The 16,826-nt window shown below is 55.1% G+C and carries 18 protein-coding genes and 1 pseudogene; 7 read left to right on the top strand and 12 right to left on the bottom strand.

The features are described 5' to 3' along the window. The first annotated feature begins 252 nt into the window (after positions 1-252). Entirely contained in the window at positions 253-693 is a 441-nt protein-coding gene (locus QC815_RS02110) for a M23 family metallopeptidase (protein ID WP_309766687.1), read from the top strand. Positions 694-934: 241 nt separating this feature from the next. On the opposite strand, the gene QC815_RS02115 is transcribed toward QC815_RS02110, so the two are convergent. From QC815_RS02115 to QC815_RS02150, 8 genes are all read right to left on the bottom strand, one after another. Continuing rightward, positions 935-1,555, bottom strand: coding sequence for an SCO family protein (locus QC815_RS02115; RefSeq protein ID WP_309766689.1), 621 nt, complete (start codon positions 1,553-1,555; stop codon positions 935-937). Further along, positions 1,552-2,394 (bottom strand): cytochrome c oxidase assembly protein, encoded by an 843-nt coding sequence (locus QC815_RS02120; protein ID WP_309766691.1) that lies wholly within the window; start codon positions 2,392-2,394, stop codon positions 1,552-1,554. The genes QC815_RS02115 and QC815_RS02120 overlap by 4 nt, the downstream gene beginning before the upstream one ends. A gap of 22 nt (positions 2,395-2,416) precedes the next feature. Next, positions 2,417-2,908: a DsbA family protein gene (locus tag QC815_RS02125; protein WP_479694311.1), complete on the bottom strand. Its 492-nt coding sequence runs from the start codon at positions 2,906-2,908 to the stop codon at positions 2,417-2,419. Positions 2,909-3,098: 190 nt separating this feature from the next. Continuing rightward, the gene (locus tag QC815_RS02130; RefSeq protein ID WP_309766694.1) at positions 3,099-4,058 is read right to left on the bottom strand and encodes an arsenic resistance protein; all 960 of its coding nucleotides are present in this window, start codon (positions 4,056-4,058) and stop codon (positions 3,099-3,101) included. Positions 4,059-4,079: 21 nt separating this feature from the next. Continuing rightward, entirely contained in the window at positions 4,080-4,541 is a 462-nt protein-coding gene (locus QC815_RS02135; protein ID WP_309766696.1) for a hypothetical protein, read from the bottom strand. 14 nt (positions 4,542-4,555) lie between these two features. Next, positions 4,556-5,476, bottom strand: a complete 921-nt coding sequence (locus tag QC815_RS02140) for a cation diffusion facilitator family transporter (protein ID WP_309766698.1) — start codon at positions 5,474-5,476, stop codon at positions 4,556-4,558. 105 nt (positions 5,477-5,581) lie between these two features. After that, complete coding sequence (locus tag QC815_RS02145) at positions 5,582-5,932, bottom strand: DUF3703 domain-containing protein (RefSeq protein WP_309766699.1); 351 nt, start codon at positions 5,930-5,932, stop codon at positions 5,582-5,584. Between the two features lie 64 nt (positions 5,933-5,996). Further along, positions 5,997-6,893 (bottom strand): cation efflux transmembrane domain-containing protein, encoded by an 897-nt coding sequence (locus QC815_RS02150; protein WP_309766701.1) that lies wholly within the window; start codon positions 6,891-6,893, stop codon positions 5,997-5,999. A gap of 165 nt (positions 6,894-7,058) precedes the next feature. On the opposite strand from QC815_RS02150, the gene QC815_RS02155 reads away from it, so the two are divergent. Next, positions 7,059-7,523 (top strand): hypothetical protein, encoded by a 465-nt coding sequence (locus QC815_RS02155; protein ID WP_309766703.1) that lies wholly within the window; start codon positions 7,059-7,061, stop codon positions 7,521-7,523. 162 nt (positions 7,524-7,685) lie between these two features. Here QC815_RS02155 and tnpC read toward each other — a convergent pair. The 3 genes and pseudogenes from tnpC to tnpA form a co-directional block, all read right to left on the bottom strand. Continuing rightward, positions 7,686-9,224, bottom strand: a pseudogene (tnpC, locus tag QC815_RS02160) (IS66 family transposase); the annotation flags it as partial. 75 nt (positions 9,225-9,299) lie between these two features. Beyond that, complete coding sequence (gene tnpB, locus QC815_RS02165; protein WP_309766705.1) at positions 9,300-9,635, bottom strand: IS66 family insertion sequence element accessory protein TnpB; 336 nt, start codon at positions 9,633-9,635, stop codon at positions 9,300-9,302. Next, positions 9,632-10,009, bottom strand: a complete 378-nt coding sequence (gene tnpA / locus QC815_RS02170; RefSeq protein ID WP_309766707.1) for an IS66-like element accessory protein TnpA — start codon at positions 10,007-10,009, stop codon at positions 9,632-9,634. The genes tnpB and tnpA overlap by 4 nt, the downstream gene beginning before the upstream one ends. An 87-nt stretch (positions 10,010-10,096) precedes the next feature. On the opposite strand from tnpA, the gene QC815_RS02175 reads away from it, so the two are divergent. Beyond that, positions 10,097-10,855 carry a ZIP family metal transporter gene (locus QC815_RS02175; protein ID WP_309766709.1) on the top strand — a complete coding sequence of 253 codons (759 nt, stop codon included), beginning with the start codon at positions 10,097-10,099 and terminating at the stop codon, positions 10,853-10,855. A 28-nt stretch (positions 10,856-10,883) separates the two neighbouring features. Here QC815_RS02175 and QC815_RS02180 read toward each other — a convergent pair whose 3' ends face one another. Next, positions 10,884-11,342 (bottom strand): MerR family transcriptional regulator, encoded by a 459-nt coding sequence (locus QC815_RS02180; RefSeq protein ID WP_253026807.1) that lies wholly within the window; start codon positions 11,340-11,342, stop codon positions 10,884-10,886. Positions 11,343-11,428: 86 nt separating this feature from the next. Here QC815_RS02180 and QC815_RS02185 point away from each other — a divergent pair, with 86 nt between their 5' ends. From QC815_RS02185 to QC815_RS02200, 4 genes are read left to right on the top strand one after another with little or no spacing between them, the layout of a single operon-like run. Continuing rightward, positions 11,429-13,615, top strand: a complete 2,187-nt coding sequence (locus tag QC815_RS02185) for a heavy metal translocating P-type ATPase (protein WP_309766713.1) — start codon at positions 11,429-11,431, stop codon at positions 13,613-13,615. Beyond that, the gene (gene lspA / locus QC815_RS02190) at positions 13,612-14,115 is read left to right on the top strand and encodes a signal peptidase II (RefSeq protein ID WP_253026803.1); all 504 of its coding nucleotides are present in this window, start codon (positions 13,612-13,614) and stop codon (positions 14,113-14,115) included. The genes QC815_RS02185 and lspA overlap by 4 nt, the downstream gene beginning before the upstream one ends. Before the next feature lie 4 nt (positions 14,116-14,119). After that, entirely contained in the window at positions 14,120-15,652 is a 1,533-nt protein-coding gene (lnt, locus tag QC815_RS02195) for an apolipoprotein N-acyltransferase (protein WP_309767058.1), read from the top strand. 53 nt (positions 15,653-15,705) lie between these two features. Then, a complete protein-coding gene (locus QC815_RS02200) occupies positions 15,706-16,749 on the top strand; it encodes a L,D-transpeptidase family protein (protein ID WP_085920377.1) in 1,044 nt (347 codons plus the stop codon). The last annotated feature ends 77 nt before the right edge of the window (positions 16,750-16,826 follow it).

Genomic DNA, 16,826 nt, shown 5'->3' on the forward strand with positions numbered 1-16,826 from the left:
GCTCAGCGTACAAAACTCTCTCCAGCGTGAAGGCCGTGTGCAAATCGGTCACGATCACCGGAATGACCGGTCACGTTCGCCGGAATACGCACTGATCAGGCAGAGCCCTTGGAGGTCATATGGCCGGTCGCCCAAAAGGGGGACGTAGCTCTTTTCAAAAACGACAGCCTACTAGGCACGTTGCGGTTGCCCGTGCTTAGTGCCCGCTTAACGTCTCGCTTTGGGAATCGGCGACATCCTGTGTATGGAGGGATGCGCCCTCATAATGGAATTGACTTGGCTGCACCAACGGGAACACCAGTCATTGCCACCGCACCTGGGCGGGTATCCTTTATAGGGCGCCAAGGGGGATACGGGCAGGTGATCGAGGTGGAACACGAAACAGGGGCAATGAGTCGCTACACACACCTTAGCCGATTCTCCCCGCAGCTAATGGTTGGGGATTTAGTCAACGCGGGAGAGTCGCTCGGAGAGGTAGGTGCCTCTGGTGTCGCCACGGGCCCCAACCTGCATTACGAAGTGAGGATTAATAACCAGCCTGTTGATCCCCTTGGTCAAGGTGAACGCATCATGCTGGGTGAACAGCCGACTCAGAGTGAATATCAAGCATCACTTTACGAGGCAAGAGATCGCTTGGAACATGCTATCGGCACGGCGTCCATTTATGACTTGATCTCGTTTAAAGACCCATAACGAGCCATATCGACCCGTGCTTAACAGCTTTGCATGGATCATTAGCATCGTGAACTTGTGTTTGCCTCGTTATGGAACCCGGGTCGTGTAATCACTCATCTATCACAACACAGGTAATCGGTATGGAAGAGGTTTCTCTCGTCACCATGGTAAGCGTACGGCAATCCCATCTTGATCCAAGCGCTACTGCCGTAATGGCCCAGCAACTGGGGATTACCTTCCGATAGCGAACGTCATTAACTCAGGAATCCTCCTGAATAAGAGCAACGAGATCATGTCTGATCTCTTCAGCCTTAAGACCAGGTCGAATTAATAAGCGGGCGCTGCCGTCACGATCAAACACATAGATCGCGCTGCTGTGTGACACCGCATAATTTCCGTCGGGGCCAGGTTCGTCATAACCAAAGGTTGTCCGATAGCGTTTGGCCAGCTCGCGAAGCTGAGGTTCGGTTCCGGTGAGCCCCACAATGTTGTCGCCGAAAAAATCTACGTAGTTTGCCAGGCGCTCAGGTGTGTCACGTTGCGGATCGACACTCACGAACAGAGTTAGCACCTCATCTTGAAGTTCAGGGGCCAGGCTGCTGGTTACCTGATTGAGTTTTTGCAGGGCGGTCGGGCAAACATCGGGGCACGAGGTGAACCCAAAAAACAGCATGCGCACGCGGCCGTCGTAATCACTGCCAGACACCGGCTCGCCCTGACTGTTCATCAAATCGAATTCCAGCTCGGGCATCAGGCCGCTGATGTTTTTCCCATGCCAGTCCTCATCGTTACCAAAGCAACCAGTAAGAAGCATCGACATGACCAACACTGAAATGGACGGTAAGGCCTTGGTGCGTTGCCGCCAGAAACGAGCGCTCATGATGCCTTTCCCTCAAGATTTCTGGAATGATTCGTGTATTTCCCGTCCTGGTGCATGGCACGACGGAGGATAAGCAGAATCCCGATAATGCTCATCATAGCCGGGGGAATGTAGGTCAAAAGGCCGCCGAGGAATTGGTCAACCTCGGGGTCCAGAGGCCAGGCGCGGCCACACACCTCGTAAACGTCGTAGACCATGTCTCGCGAGAACACGATCCACGCTCCCAGTATCATCTGAAGTACACCGGCCACAGCCAGGATCAACATGCGTTTGCCATATCCCAGCGATGAGGTGATCGCCGGCGGTCTTGGATCAAAGATCAACCACCAGAACAGCAGGCCATCCAGCAACATGCTCCAGTTCATGACCCAATACAGATCCCGGCTGAGCATGGCGTCAAAATGGATTGATGGCCACAGCCAGAAATAGATAAGCCCGACAAACAGGAAAAGGGCGATAAAAGGCTGTTGCAGAACGTTATAGACCCAGCCCAGAGGACTCAATGTATGCCTCCAGCCCGGGCTGATTTTTGCGAACCAGAACCGCATCACCGGTAAAGGGTTGGACAGGGCGATCAGGATCGGACCGATATGATGAAGAATCAGGTGCTGACCCCGATGGACGAAGAACATGTATTGTGCGTAGTAATCGAAGCGGGTCTGCATCACCGCATAACAGATCAGTACCCCCAGGGTGAACGCAAAGATCCGCAGTGAGCCTGGCCGGTCCTGTTTCGGCATCCGAATTAGCCCGACGCCATAGAATCCCATCACGAGCATGTAGCTGAGTATGGTCAGCGGCGAGAAATCGTAGGGTAAAAGGTAGTCAAGCAGTGACATAGCGTTGCCGGTTGTTTTGTTGTTATTTCAGTGACTCTACCTTGGATGTCACCAGGTCGTACAGTTCCTGAGGCCCCAGGCGGCTCAAGGTGTCTCCGTTAACGTAGAATGTTGGGGTTCCGGAAATTCCAACCGCCTTAACGTCCGCAGCATCCTGTTGAATAATGCCGTCAATCTCGGGTGAGTTCATACCGGCCCGAGCGGCTTCGACATCAAGTCCGGCTGACTCCGCCGCATCCCATGCTGCGGCGACCTTTGGATCATCGTGCCATTTCGGTTGTGCTTCCATAACAGCGTCCAGTACCGGCTCATAGACCCCCTGTTCACGGGCGGTTTCCAGGATTCTGACGGCCTCTTCCGAGCCTTTATGAAACAGCACGTAGCGTAATACGAGGCGCACTTTGTCCGGGTAAGCCGCCATAATCTGTTTTACATAGGGGTACATGGCGCGACAGCCTTCGCAGGATGGGTCGAAGAACTCGACAATGGTCACCGGCGCATCCTCAGGGCCGATAACGGGAGAGTAATCTCTTACAAGGGGCGTTTTTTCAACAACGGCGGTTGATCAGTGCCCTGAGAGCGGTCGTAAAATACAAAAGCGGCAGCAAAGGCAACCAGACAAAAAAGAACGAGAGTTATGACCAGGTTTCGGGTAAGCACGCAGGATCTTCCTATTTTAGATGAATTTAACGAGTGGCAGATTTTCAGATATTTGGTAGCAGCCGGTCGGGCACCCACCTCAGATAAAACATCATTCCAAACAGTTCCACCAAAGACTGCACGACAATCACCACGACGGCCGCAGCCCAAGCCTCTGGCAGTGACAGTGCCAAAGGTAACACGACGAAGGAGTTACGCGTTCCAAGGCTGAAGATGACGGTGCGTCCGGTTGCTACCGGTAATCGATAGACCCGCCGTAGAACTTTTCCGACCAGGGCCGCCGCAAGCAGATAAGCCGGGAACACTATCATCAAGGGCCAGATGAGAGCGCCGGTACTGTCGATCTGACTGACCTGTGTCATTGAGATGATGAACAGCACGACAGTCAGCAGGGGGGCCGGCATCAGACCCATCGAGCGAATCAATCCGGTCGCTTTTTCGGACTTTTCGGCCCATTTTTCAGTCCGAAATGCCAGGATAAGCGGGACAATAATCAGCCCGGCAAAAGCTGGCAGAAGGTGTCGCCCAATCTCCAGATTTACATCGAACTGATTGCCCAGGAAAAACCAGAGGTAAAGTGGCAGAAGCGCCAACTGAGCAATTAACAGAACCGGCGTTGCCGCAATGGCTCGGGTGCTGTCCCCCTTGCCAAGATGGGTGAAGGTGACAAACCAGTCGGTACAGGGCATCAGCAATACCAGAAGCACCCCCAGCTTCAGCGCGTCATTGTCTGGCAGTGCCAATACCAGCAAAGCGGTAATCGCCGGCATAATCAGAAAATTGCCGGTCAGCAGGGCCCCCATGAACCGACGATCCCGGAACACATCAGACAGGTGAGTCAACGGTGTTTGAGTAAACGTGGCGTAGAGCAGAACCCCGAGTAAGGCCCAGATCACGCCATCCGGCACTCTGTCGCCGAGGGAAGAAGTCCAGCCCACAACCAGGCCGAGAACAACAGCGATGAGGTAGGCCCAGACCTGGTGGCGTTCGATCATTTCCCGCATGGAGTTTGTGGCCTTGTTGATTCAAGAATCAGATGGATGATGTGCGATCTCTCGCAGTAAGGTGCGCCAGCGATGCTGGCGATACCGGTAGAAAATGTGAGCGTAGAGCCACACCACTATCGTGAATATTCCTGCCTTTATGTTCACCTCATCACTGTAGGTGCAGGCCTTGCTTCCATCCGGGGCAACCTGAATGACGTGGTTCCAGACCGGAACCAGCCCCCCGCCTTCCTCAGTCGCAAGAATTCGCTGTTCGTCGTCAATCCTTGTAAACGTCAGTGTGTGCTTCCACGCCGGGATGTAGCCAAAAAACATTAAGCGTGTGACTTCTCTGTTTCCCTCTCGCCATTCTTGAGGAAAATGCTCTGAGCGCTCGAAACCCAGAAGACCCTTGCAAACAAACAGCAGCGTACTGCTTTGTTTGACCAGCGCCCAGACGTGATCAGCGGGCGCTGGAAAGGTAGTTGCCAGTGTCAGTTTCACGCTCTCATGCCTTTTTAGTGAGCCTGCGTCCCGCAGTGGCCAGTGTTAGGGCATTGTTCATCACCACGCTCCCACTGGATGGTCGTATGCTGAATGCCAAAATGCTTGTTCAGCATCTCCGTAGCCTCACTGATCACCTGATCGTCACTCCCAGGGTCCGGTTTCACCAGATGAACGGTCAGCGCATTTTCAGTAGTACTCAGTGCCCAGATGTGAAGATGATGGGCCGATTGTACGCCGGGCAAACTTTCAAGACGCTCATGAACAGCCGAAGGATCAATTCCCTTTGGGACAGCATCCACTGCCAGGTTTACGGAGTCCTTCAGCAACTGCCAGGTGCCCACAAAGATCACAACGGCAATAACCAGGCTCACAATCGGATCAATCCAGGTCAGGTTGGTGAACATCAGTATCGTGCCGGAGATCACGACGCCTACCGACACTGCGGTATCTGCGGCCATATGCAAGAAAGCGCCACGGATATTGATGTCACCTTTTTGCCCGTTGAGAAAGAGCATCATGGTTGCGCCGTTGATCAATACGCCAATGCCAGCCACGATCACGACGGTCAGCCCGGCGACGTCGGCAGGATCTGTCAGGCGCTGAATGGCTTCCCAGGTAATACCACCGACAGCGGCGATCAGAATCAGAGCGTTAAACAGGGCCGCTAGAATAGTGGTTTTCTTCAGGCCATAGGTCTTGGCGTTGGTTGCCGCTTTGCTGGCCAGCCAACTCGCTGCCCAGGCCATGATCAACCCCATGACATCGCTTAGGTTGTGGCCGGCATCAGCAAGCAGGGCGAGAGAGCCGGATATGACCCCGTACACCGCTTCGATGACGACGAACAGGATGTTGAGGAACACAGCAATCGCAAAGGAGCGGTTATGGGTGTCGAAATGATGACTGTGGTCGTGACCGTGACTGTGATCGTGCATTTTTTCCTCTATCAATGATCAACAACGATGTTGGTCTAGTTATGAACCCTGTAGCAACTATAGGGTCAAGGGAGCCGCTGATTCTTCGGTACGGTGTGAGCAACCCTACTGACCGCGCGTTTTTCCCAGTATCTCTGCCAAGTCTTCGGGCACCGGCATGGGTGCAAACGCGCTGACGTTTGCGCGACCGGTATTTCCGACCGGAACCCAAATTCGGGAAAAGATCAGGGCGGCAATGGTTCGGGTCAACTGCCCCAGCACTTCACGGACGTCTCTTGTTCGCCAACCCAGTCTGAGCATCCGTAAGTGGGTTGCAGCGTGCGCCAGAGCATATTTCTGGCTGAGGATATGGGCACGTTCCAGATGGGTGAAGGCTGTCTGGAAATCGCCCGCGCCTTCCGCCCTGCGTGCCGCCTCAAGCTCCGCAAGATAGGATGGCTTCAGTTCACTGTGCATTGATGTTTACTCCCCGTAGATTGGCAACGGCAAGCCGATAATCGACCGCCTGCCCCCGAAAGGTTCAGCCTTTCAGTGCGAGTATGCGTTTGGCACCCATCAAGACGATGCCACCAACAATGCCGCCAATAACCAGATCCGGGTAGTTGGAGCCGGTCCAGGCGACAAGAAGCCCTGCGAGGATAACCCCCAGATTGATGACCACATCGTTAGCTGAAAATATCCAGCTGGCTTTCATGTGAGCACCGCCTTCACGGTGTTTTGCGATCAGGAGCAGGCAACTGATATTCGCAATGAGAGCAACAGAGGCGACGGCCATCATCATTAACGACTGAGGATCACTGCCGAACAGAAAACGTCTGCTAACTTCAACCAATACCCCAGCGGCAAGGATAAGCTGGAGGATGCCTGCCACATGGGCCGCTCTGACCTGCATTTTGATGCCGTGCCCAACGGCGTAAAGTGCGAGACCGTAGACGGCGGCATCGGCAAGCATGTCTAGCGAGTCTGCAATCAGGCCAGCGGACTGGGCGATCAGGCCCATCGTCATCTCGACCAGAAACATCAGGCCGTTGATTGCCAGCAGTATCCATAAAGTGCCGGATTCCTCGGTTTCGTTGGCATTAGACGACTCAGCCGCTCTAACGGATTCAGCGCTGGCCTCTTCTGACTTCTGCAAGGAAGCGCCCAGCCCCAGGGCTTCCAACTTGCTGGTAATGGGTCCGGTTTCGCCCTGATGAATAATTTCCAGCTTTCGATTCGATAGGTCGAATGAGAGTGACTGAATGTTGTCAAAGCCCGTGAGCGCCATTCGAATCATTCGCTCTTCTGAGGGGCAATCCATTTTTGGCACTTTGTAGGTGCTGATCTGGGCTCCCGGCGTGGTGACGATGGGGTTCTGAGTGTAATTATCTGTGCCAGTTTCCTCACTGCCACACTGTCCGTCACAGGCGTTGCGCATTTTCTCGGCTCCGGGTCTTGTACAAATGGTGCAATTTAAAACCCTGTAGTTACTACAGGGTCAATGGCTAGTTTACTCTAGTCGTAAAGATCGGCGTTTATCTGAATAAAGATCTACAATGATAAGTGCAATGGAGTGGGCATTTCATTTTCGGGGGATAACTATATGATTTCATTTAAAGGGCTCGCAGCAACCGCTGCGCTATTGGTTTTTCCAGCCTTGGTACTGGCGCATGGTGACCAAGGCCCCTGGCAAGGGCATGGTCCTGGCATGATGATGGATCAGGAGCAAATGCAGCAGATGCACCAGAACTGGTCCCATATGAACCAGCTCATGCAACGCATACCTGATGAAGCTTCACCGCAGGAGCGGCAACGATTGATGCGAGAACACAGGGAGGCGATGCAAGAGCAAATGAATTTTATGCATCGCGGCATGATGGGACCCGGCATGATGCAGGGACAAAGCGGCATGATGGGCGGTCAGCACATGATGAATGGCGGTCAACCAAAAAATGGCGATGGTTTGACTACCGAAAAACAGATTCAGATGATGCAAGAGCGCATGGATCAAATGCAGCTGATGATGGAGCAAATGCTGCAATACCAGAAAAATTTAAACGTACAGTAATCGGGAAGCCTTCAAATAGTTCTGTGTAACAGCTCATTCCGTTGCAGGTGACCGTTAAGGTGGTCACCGAATTTAGTAGCAAAGCAATTCACCGCAGGCTTCCGATTCCAGGGAGATACCGTCTGCCACGTAATCCTGATTCTTGTTAGATTCGCCCAGCCTCCAGTTGTGGGGCAACAGCTCGGCGATAGCGTTGTTTTTCTGCGTCGGCAGGCGGGTCAGCACATCCTTCAGGTAAGCATAGGGATCATGTCCGTTCAGCTTGGCTGACTGGATCAATGTCATCACAGCGGCAGCACGCTGGCCACTGCGCAGTGATCCGGCGAACAGCCAGTTGCTGCGTCCCAGCGCCCAGGGTCGGATCTGGTTTTCCACCCAGTTGTTGTCGATGGGCACAGCGCCATCGTCCAGGTAGCGCGTCAGTGCTTCCCAGCGTTTGAGGCTGTAATCCAGGGCTTTGGCCGTGCCGGAACCATCCGGCACCTTCTGTCGATGCGCCAGCATCCACTGATGCAGTGCGTCAGCAAGTGGTTTGGCTCTGGTTTGTCGGATTTCCCGGCGCTTATCCGGCGGCAGGTCCTTGGTTTCCCGTTCGATTTCGTAAAGTCCGCCGATGTATTCCAGCGCCTTGGCTGCCAGTTCGCTCTTGTTAGCTTCGTGCAGGTCGTAGAACTTGCGCCGGGCATGGGCCATACAGCCGATCTCGGTGATGCCGTTGCCGAACCCGGCCTTGTAACCAGCATAATCATCACACACCAGCTTCCCCTGCCAGTCACCCAGGAAGGTGCGGGAGTGTTCGCCCGCCCGGCTGGGAGCGAAGTCGTAAACGGTGGCTTTCAGGTCCGAGAACGGCGTGGTGCAGTAAGCCCAGACGTAGGCCTTGTGGGTTTTCTTCTTGCCCGGAGCCAGCATGCTGACCGGGGTTTCATCGGCATGCAGAACGTTGTGTTCCAGCAAGGTGTTTCTCAGCGCATCCACCAGGGGCTGCAACTGCACACCGCAGGCACCGATCCATTCGGCCAGAGTAGAGCGTGGGATTTCCAGACCGGCTCGACCGAAGATGCGTTCCTGGCGGTACAGCGGCAGATGGTCGGCGTACTTGGCCACCAGCACCTGAGCCAACAGACCGGCGGTGGGGATACCCTTGTCGATCACCTGCGGTGGTACCGGTGCCTGTATCAGGGTTTCGCATTGGTCGCAGGCCCATTTACCGCGGATGTGGCGCTCGACGGTGAATTCGCCCGGCACGTAATCCAGCTTCTCGCTGACATCCTCACCGATGCGCTTGAGCTGGCAGCCGCACTGGCACTGGATATCGTCCGGTTCGTGGTGGATCAGGGTGCGGGGGAGTTCTGGCGGTAGTGGGGTGCGCTTGGGTTGCTGCTTGCGCCGAGAGGCCTTCTCTTCCTCGGTCACCGCCTGGTCCAGCTCGGCTTCGATGGCGGCCAGGTCGCTGTCGATCAGTTCGTCCAACAGTTTCCCCTGAACCGCATCGAGTTGTTCACTGCGACGGGCGTACTTGTGACGCTTGAGGATGGCGACTTCTTGGGTCAGCTTCTCAATGATGGCATTGCTGCGCACCAACGCCCGGTCCTTCCGGTCCAAGACTTGATCTTTGGCGTCCAATGAGTCCATCAGTTCCGTCGCCAGGGCACGGAGCTGATCGGCAGAGAGTTGGTTGATATCGGGGCGCAGAGTCATGCCGCTTAGTATGCCAAGCCCATGAGCCGCAAGCGATTCGCGGTTCTGGCTATAGCGGCATCACGGCACTTGTGGTTACAGGATGGAGATGATGCCTTCCGCACCAAGGCGCTGCCAGGGCAGGCCCTGAACCAGGGCGGATAACTGTTCCTCTGTCAGGCGCAGTTGGTCACCGCGCCAAGATTCGCCCCAGTGGAACTTGCCCCGGTTCAGCCTACGGGCACACAGCCAGATGCCGAGGCCATCGTGGATAAGCACCTTCATCCGGTTGCCCCGTTTGTTGGCGAACAGATAGGCACAATGGGGCCTGGCCGAACCAAACACTTGAATCACCCGAGCCAGAGCTTTGTCTGGCCCGGCTCGCATATCCAGCGGTTCGGTGGCCAGCCAGATCTCCTCAATGCGGATCATCCCAGCAGGTCCCGCAACAGAGCAGCACACTGATGAGCTTGCTCCGCAGGCCATTCCACCACAACCGCGCCACCGGCGCGGGGAACCTCGATGCGGATGGTGCTACGCTTATCAGGGACTGATTCATTGTCAAGCGCCGGAGGTACTGTCGGCAAGTTGACCGGCACGAACTCTGTCCTTTTTGAAGGTGCTTTATTCGCCTGCTGCGCCTCTTGGATCCAGCGCCGGGCCATATTGGCGTTAAGGCCGTTATCCAAGAAAATCCGGGAGACAGATGCGCCGGGCTCCAGGCATTGGGCTACGATCTGGGCTTTGAACTCCCGAGAAAACCGGCGACGGCGCTGATAGGGTTTGGTTGCGCTTAATTCGTTCATGTTAAGTGTCCACTAGAAAATAAGTGGACACTATCCTGACGTTGGCAGCGCATGGCGCAAGGTGGGTTTACCGGACGGTTACTCACCATGGGGGTATTGGCAAGCCTTACGGCGGGCTTGATGACGGCTGTCGGTGCGCTTCCCGTCTTGTTTACCAAAACACCGGATCGTGGTGTTCGCGATTTAGCGTTGGGATTCGCCGCTGGCGTCATGCTAGCGGCCTCTTTCTTCTCACTGATCATACCCTCCTTAGAAGCCTCGGAACTGCGTTATGGAGGTAGCGTTGTGCCTGCTGCCATTGCCTGTGCGGCCATTTTGCTAGGGATTGGAACGGTCGCACTACTGAACGAGCTCTTACCTCATGAACACTTCGAACAGGGTCGAGAAGGGCCGGAGGCCGCCTCACTACGTCGTATCTGGTTGTTTATTATTGCCATTACGATACACAACCTGCCAGAAGGGCTGGCCGTTGGCGTGGCCTTCGGCGCAGGGGGAAGCGAAGGAGGCATGCCGCTAGCGATTGGCATTGGACTACAGAATGCCCCAGAAGGACTGGCCGTAGCAGTATCACTGCTAAGCGTGGGCTATTCACGTTGGCGGTCATGGACGATTGCTGCCCTTACGGGGCTTGTTGAGCCGTTGGGTGGCTTATTAGGCGCTGGGGTCGTCAGCATGTCACAAGCGCTACTGCCCTGGGGGTTGGCCTTTGCGGCGGGGGCGATGTTGTATGTGATCAGTCATGAAATTATTCCCGAAACTCATCGGAGCGGGCACCAAAAAAAGGCCACGCTGGGCCTCTCCATCGGATTGGTACTCATGCTGTTTTTGGATGTCTCGCTGGGCTAAGCATTGGGCGTGGGGCGTAGCGTTAGTTCTAACTCAAGTCGTGAGCCCCTCCATGTGAGTTTTCAGTGATACAGAGCTGATGATCACTGATGACCTCGATGATTCGACAGCTTTCCACTTTGCCACCGGCACACTGCGTGACCATCCGTTGAAGCTCCTCACGCAGTGCGGACAGTCGTTGAAGGCGGGACTCCACTTTCTTTAGGTGATGCGTGGCGATGGCATCGACTTCTTGGCAAGGCATATCAGGTTGATCTGACATGGCCAAAAGCTCTCGCACTGACTCTACCGAAAAGCCAAAGTCTCGGGCATGACGAATAAAGGTCAAGCGCCGCACAGCGTCGTCTCCATAGCGGCGCTGTCCTCCGCCGGTTCGTGTCGCATCGCGCAACAGCCCAATACGCTCGTAATAGCGAACCGTTTCAGGTTTGCAATCGGCTCGTCGTGCTAACTCACCAATGCTGATACTTTGCCCCATCATCGACATGGTAAAACTCCTTACGCAGGGCTTGAAGCTGTAGTTGCTACAAGGTTTACACTTCAAAACCATAGCCCATTGGGAGGAGAGGCACCATGAAAACATCAACGCCGACAACAGCGCCTACCGTCTTGACGCTGCGTGTTGAAGGCATGGACTGCGGCGGTTGTGAGCGCAAGGTTGTGTCGGCGCTAGAGCGGCTGGACGGCATTGAGGAAGTCACGGCAAGCTCCGTCACGGGATCGGTGAAGATTCACCAGCGCGATCATGGAGGCCCCTCGCAACAGACCATTGAGGGCATCCTGAACGAACTAGGCTATCAAGTGACTTCCCCTGATGGCCAAACACGCGCATCTGGTGCTTCATCCTCTTGGTGGCAAACCGCTAAAGGGCGCTTGGTCATTATCACAGGCAATCTGCTGATCGTAGCCTTCGCGCTTCGTTTAGCATGGCCTGCGCTGGGTAATATGCCTTTCATTTTGGCCACGCTGGTCGGCTTAATACCCATTGCGCAGAGTGCCTGGGGCGCCCTCAAGATGCGCAATCCCTTTACCATCGAAATGCTGATGTGCATCGCTGCGCTTGGTGCATTGGCTATCGATGCTGCTGCTGAAGCTGCGATGGTCGTGTTCTTGTTCGCCGTAGGTGAGCTACTCGAAGGGGTAGCTGCGTCACGGGCGCGCCGCAGTATCTCAGCCTTGGCAAATTTAACACCCTCAACGGCGAGGCTGATGGACAATGGCCATCTGCGTGACGTCTCGGCGGAGTCACTTAAACCCGGTCAGCGTGTGCTGGTGCGGCCCGGTGATCGCGTTCCCTGCGATGGACGCATCCTGGTGGGCACCTCCGACATTGACGAGTCGCCAGTAAACGGCGAGTCCATACCCCGTTCGCGAGCGCCTGGTGATGACATTTTTGCTGGCACAGTGAATCTTGATGCCGCCCTGGAGGTGGAGGTAACACGAGGCGCTGATGACAATACGATCGCACGCGTTATTCGCCTGGTTGAAGAAGCACAGGCCGCCAAGGCACCGATAGCACGCTTTATTGATCGTTTTGCGTATTACTATATGCCCGCCGTCGTCTTACTCGCCCTCCTGATGGCGATAGTGCCACCGCTGGTATCGACCATGGCATGGTCGGAGTCGATTTATCGTGCGTTAGCATTGCTGTTAATCGCATGCCCCTGCGCGTTAGTCATTTCCACCCCAGCCGCCATCGCCGCAGGCCTCTCGGCGGGCGCTCGGCGCGGCCTATTGATCAAAGGGGGAGCCGTTCTTGAACAGTTAGGTAGGCTTCGCTTGGTGGCATTAGATAAAACGGGCACCCTCACTGCGGGTACTCCAAGAGTCACAGATGTGGAGTCTTGGATCGCTGAGGAAGACGATAACAGCGTATTGCGGCTCGCCGCCGCGATAGAGCGAGATTCCAGTCACCCTATCGCCACGGCTATCGTTGAGCATGCCCGACAATCGGGCCTAAACCTCCCCACCGCCATCGGCAGCCGCGCTCTGGCGGGGCGCGGTGTCTCAGGCCAGGTGGAGGGTCGCGAGCTGAGCTTAATGACGCCTCGTCACCTTCACGAGAAAGTCATCCTGGAGGAAAGTCTCAGTGCTCGGATTATCGCGTTAGAAGAAGCCGGTAAGAGCCTCGCTCTCCTCGTCGAAGGCGAGCGTTTGTTGGGCTTGATCGCTGTTCGCGATGAGCCACGCGAAGATGCCCTTGAAGGCCTAGCGGCGCTATCCCGTTTAGGCGTACAGGCGGTCATGCTCAGCGGTGATAATGCCCGCACCGTCGCTGCCACTGGGGGGCGCTTAGGCATTGAAGCGTACGGCGAACTAATGCCTGAAGACAAGGCAGCGTATGTTCGAGACTGGCAAGCGACAGGTTGTGGCCCCATCGGTAAAGTAGGCGATGGCATCAACGATGCACCGGCACTCGCGGCAGCCGATGTGGGTATCGCGATGGGTGGCGGCACGGATGTGGCGTTGGAAACCGCCGATGCAGCCTTGCTCAAGAACCGCGTTACCGGCATCGCTGAGCTGATAGACCTATCTCGTGCCACGCTACGCAATGTGAAAACCAACGTTGTTCTCGCCCTTGGCTTAAAAGCCATTTTCCTGGTCACCACAGCTCTGGGTATTACCGGTATGTGGATTGCGGTGATGGCCGATACCGGTGCTACCGTCCTGGTGACGTTGAACGCCATGCGACTGCTGGGTTATCGCTTTTCGCCCAGTACCGCATTGACAGGCCTGTCACAAGGACAAACAACGTCATGAGTACAGCGCAACACGACAGCCCTTCACGACGTTGGCCATGGTTCACATTTGCTTGCGTGTTGGCTCTATCCGATCAACTGGTCAAAGAAATCGTGCATGCCCAGATGTCGTTTGGCCAAGTCATTCCGCTAACACCGTTTTTTAACTGGGTTTACACCGGTAATACAGGGGCCGCTTTCAGCTTTCTCGCGGAGGCAGGTGGTTGGCAGCGCTACCTCTTTCTTGGTTTAGCGTTGGTGGTGGTCGTCGTATTGCTCGTGCAGCTATGCAAACCCAAGCCGCGCTTGGAAGCCTGTGCGTACAGTCTGATTCTTGGCGGCGCACTCGGTAATACCGTTGATCGCTTAGCGCGTGGGTACGTCGTCGACTACCTGGACGTTTACTGGGGCGAATGGCATTGGCCCGCCTTTAACATGGCCGATATCGCGCTGTTTGCAGGTGTATTGATGTTCGCAGTGGCGTTATGGCGTGAAAGTCCTGCTTTTAAGCGCGCTGAATAACGGTATGGATTCGGTCGATCAAGAAAAAAAATATACGCTTTTTGCTGGGCGACTCTCACCAATAGTCGATTGCGTTGTAGCGCTAGCCGCTGGGGTACTGACCACCTTGAGTGCCGCTCCCTTTTCCCTATGGTGGCTTGGCCCAGTGGCCGTGGCACTGGTCTATTGGAAGATAGCGTCGCTAACGCCCGCCATAGCCACCCTGCGTGGGTGGTGCTATGGGGTAGGCCTGTTCGGTTCTGGTACGTCGTGGGTCTTCGTTGCTATTCACGATTTCGGTGGCACCGGGGCCTTGGTGGCGATGCTCCTCACCACTCTTTTTGTCAGCGCTCTGGCGCTCTTCTTTGCAATCCCCTTTGGGCTCTATCGACGCATCGCGGGGCCACGGTTAGCCTTTCTTAGCTTTGCCGGTATGTGGGTGATGAGCGAATGGCTACGCACCTGGTTGTTGACCGGCTTCCCCTGGTTATTGTTAGGCACCTCTCAGATAGATTCTCCATTAGCCCCATGGGCGCCCGTTGGTGGTGTGTACTTGCTGTCACTCATTACCGCGCTGACAGGCACGTTAGGGGTAGAGGTACTGCGTCGCCGCTGGGTTTTTCTCGTCCCAATGGCTGGCCTGTGGATCGTTCCATTCCTATTGCCCGCCCAATGGACAACCCCGGCTGGCAAGCCCATCCAGGTGGCATTGCTGCAAGGGAATCTTGATCAGCGCATTAAGTGGACTGCACAAGGGCAGCGCGAGGCGATCAGTATCTACACGGCGATGACACGGGAGCAAGCAAAGGATATCGATCTCATCGTTTGGCCCGAGGCAGCCCTTCCCATGCTTGAGCAGGAAGCACAGCGAATACTTGAGCAAGTAGCGTCAGACCTGGGGCCTGACACCGCCTTGTTAACTGGCATTTTGCAACGCGATGGTGAAGGGCGCTCTTATAACAGCGTCATAGGGCTAAATGATGTGCAAGGCGAATACCAGAAAGCGCACTTAGTACCCTTTGGCGAGTATTTGCCATTCCAAAGCCTCCTCGCTGACACCCTTGCTTTTTTCGACTTGCCAGCACCCCGCCTGACCCCTGGGTCAGACGTACAGGCTCCGTTACACGTGGCTGGAACTACCATTGGCACTGCCATCTGTTACGAGATCATTTTTGCCGACCATGTCGCCCAACAGGCGCGTAATGCCGAGCTGCTATTAACGGTTTCCAACGATACGTGGTTTGGGCGCTCCATTGGCCCACACCAACATCTTCAAATGGCGCGTCTACGTGCCCTTGAAAATGGTCGTCACCTACTTCGAGCTACCAGTAATGGCGTGACGGCCATCATCGATTCACAAGGTCACGTCACAGCCCGTGCCCCACAGTTTGAACAGGCCAGTTTAACTGGCGAGGTGACCCCGATGCAGGGCCTAACTCCTTTCGCACGCACCGGTAGCGGGCCCGCTTGGATACTCGCTGCCTTGCTGACGCTGCTCGGATTACCACTTAACTTATCTCGATCAAAAAACGACGCATTAGATGAAAAAGGAACCTAGCGATGCTCTCGGTAAATAACGCAGCAATACTTAAGAGACTCCTCCGATCGCCAATGCAGATGGGCTTCATCATGAGTGTGATGGTTTCATCTTTGGCATGGCTCCCTGTCGCCATCGCGGCACAACCCGCCACTACCCAGGAGACGGAATGGCCCAATGGGCACTACCCGCTACCTGAGGAAGGCAATATTATCGGCGAGGCTGACACCTTCGTCGTGAAGGATTACGACGATACCTTGATAGATATTGCCAGGCGTCACAACCTTGGCTATTTGGAGATGACCCGGGCAAATCCAGAGGTCAGCATCTGGGTACCAGGGGTGGGCACGGAAGTAACTATTCCAGGACGTTTCATTCTGCCGAATGTCGAGCGTACTGGGATCGTCATCAATATCGCCGAGCTGCGGCTTTACTACTACCCAGATGTCAAAAACGGTGAGACACCGCGCGTTGAGACCTATCCTATTGGCATTGGTCGCGAAGGCTTTGATACTCCTCTCGGTGTGACCGAGACCACAATGAATATTAAAAATCCTGCCTGGTACCCGCCTGAGTCGGTAAAACGCGAAGCGGAAGCACGCGGCGAAACCGCGCCAAGCGTTGTGCCGCCCGGCCCCGATAATCCGTTAGGAGACCATGCCATCATCCTAGGCTTCGATGGCTATTTGATTCATGGTACCAATCAGCCAGACGGGATTGGCATGCGCGCAAGCCGAGGCTGTATTCGCATGTTACCCAAAGACATCGAATCTATATTTGACCGCATTCCTCCCGGCACCCAAGTCAACATCATCAATCAGCCTATTAAAATCGGTTGGGAAGACGGACAGACGCTGATTCAAGCATTTCCGCCGCTTGGAGAAGAAGAGCACAGCATGGCCGCACTGTCAGACACCATGACACGTCTCAACCAATACAATGTCGATAATATAACCATCGATTATGAGCAGCTCAGCACCGTACTGGCATCGTCCAGCGGGCTTATAACACCTCTCAATCCGAAGCAAGAGCAGGAACCACAAAGTAGCGGCATAGAAGAGGGGAGTATCGAAGACATTTATAAAGAGTTGGTTTTGCCCTTATCTCAGCGGTCGTGACATTCACACAAGAGGTCCATTGAGCGCTGATATGTAGGTTGAGAAAAGCAGTCCCCTGTCAATGAGATGGGGAGACT

This window comes from Vreelandella gomseomensis, assembly GCF_031451645.1.
Classification (GTDB): Bacteria; Pseudomonadota; Gammaproteobacteria; order Pseudomonadales; family Halomonadaceae; genus Vreelandella; species Vreelandella gomseomensis.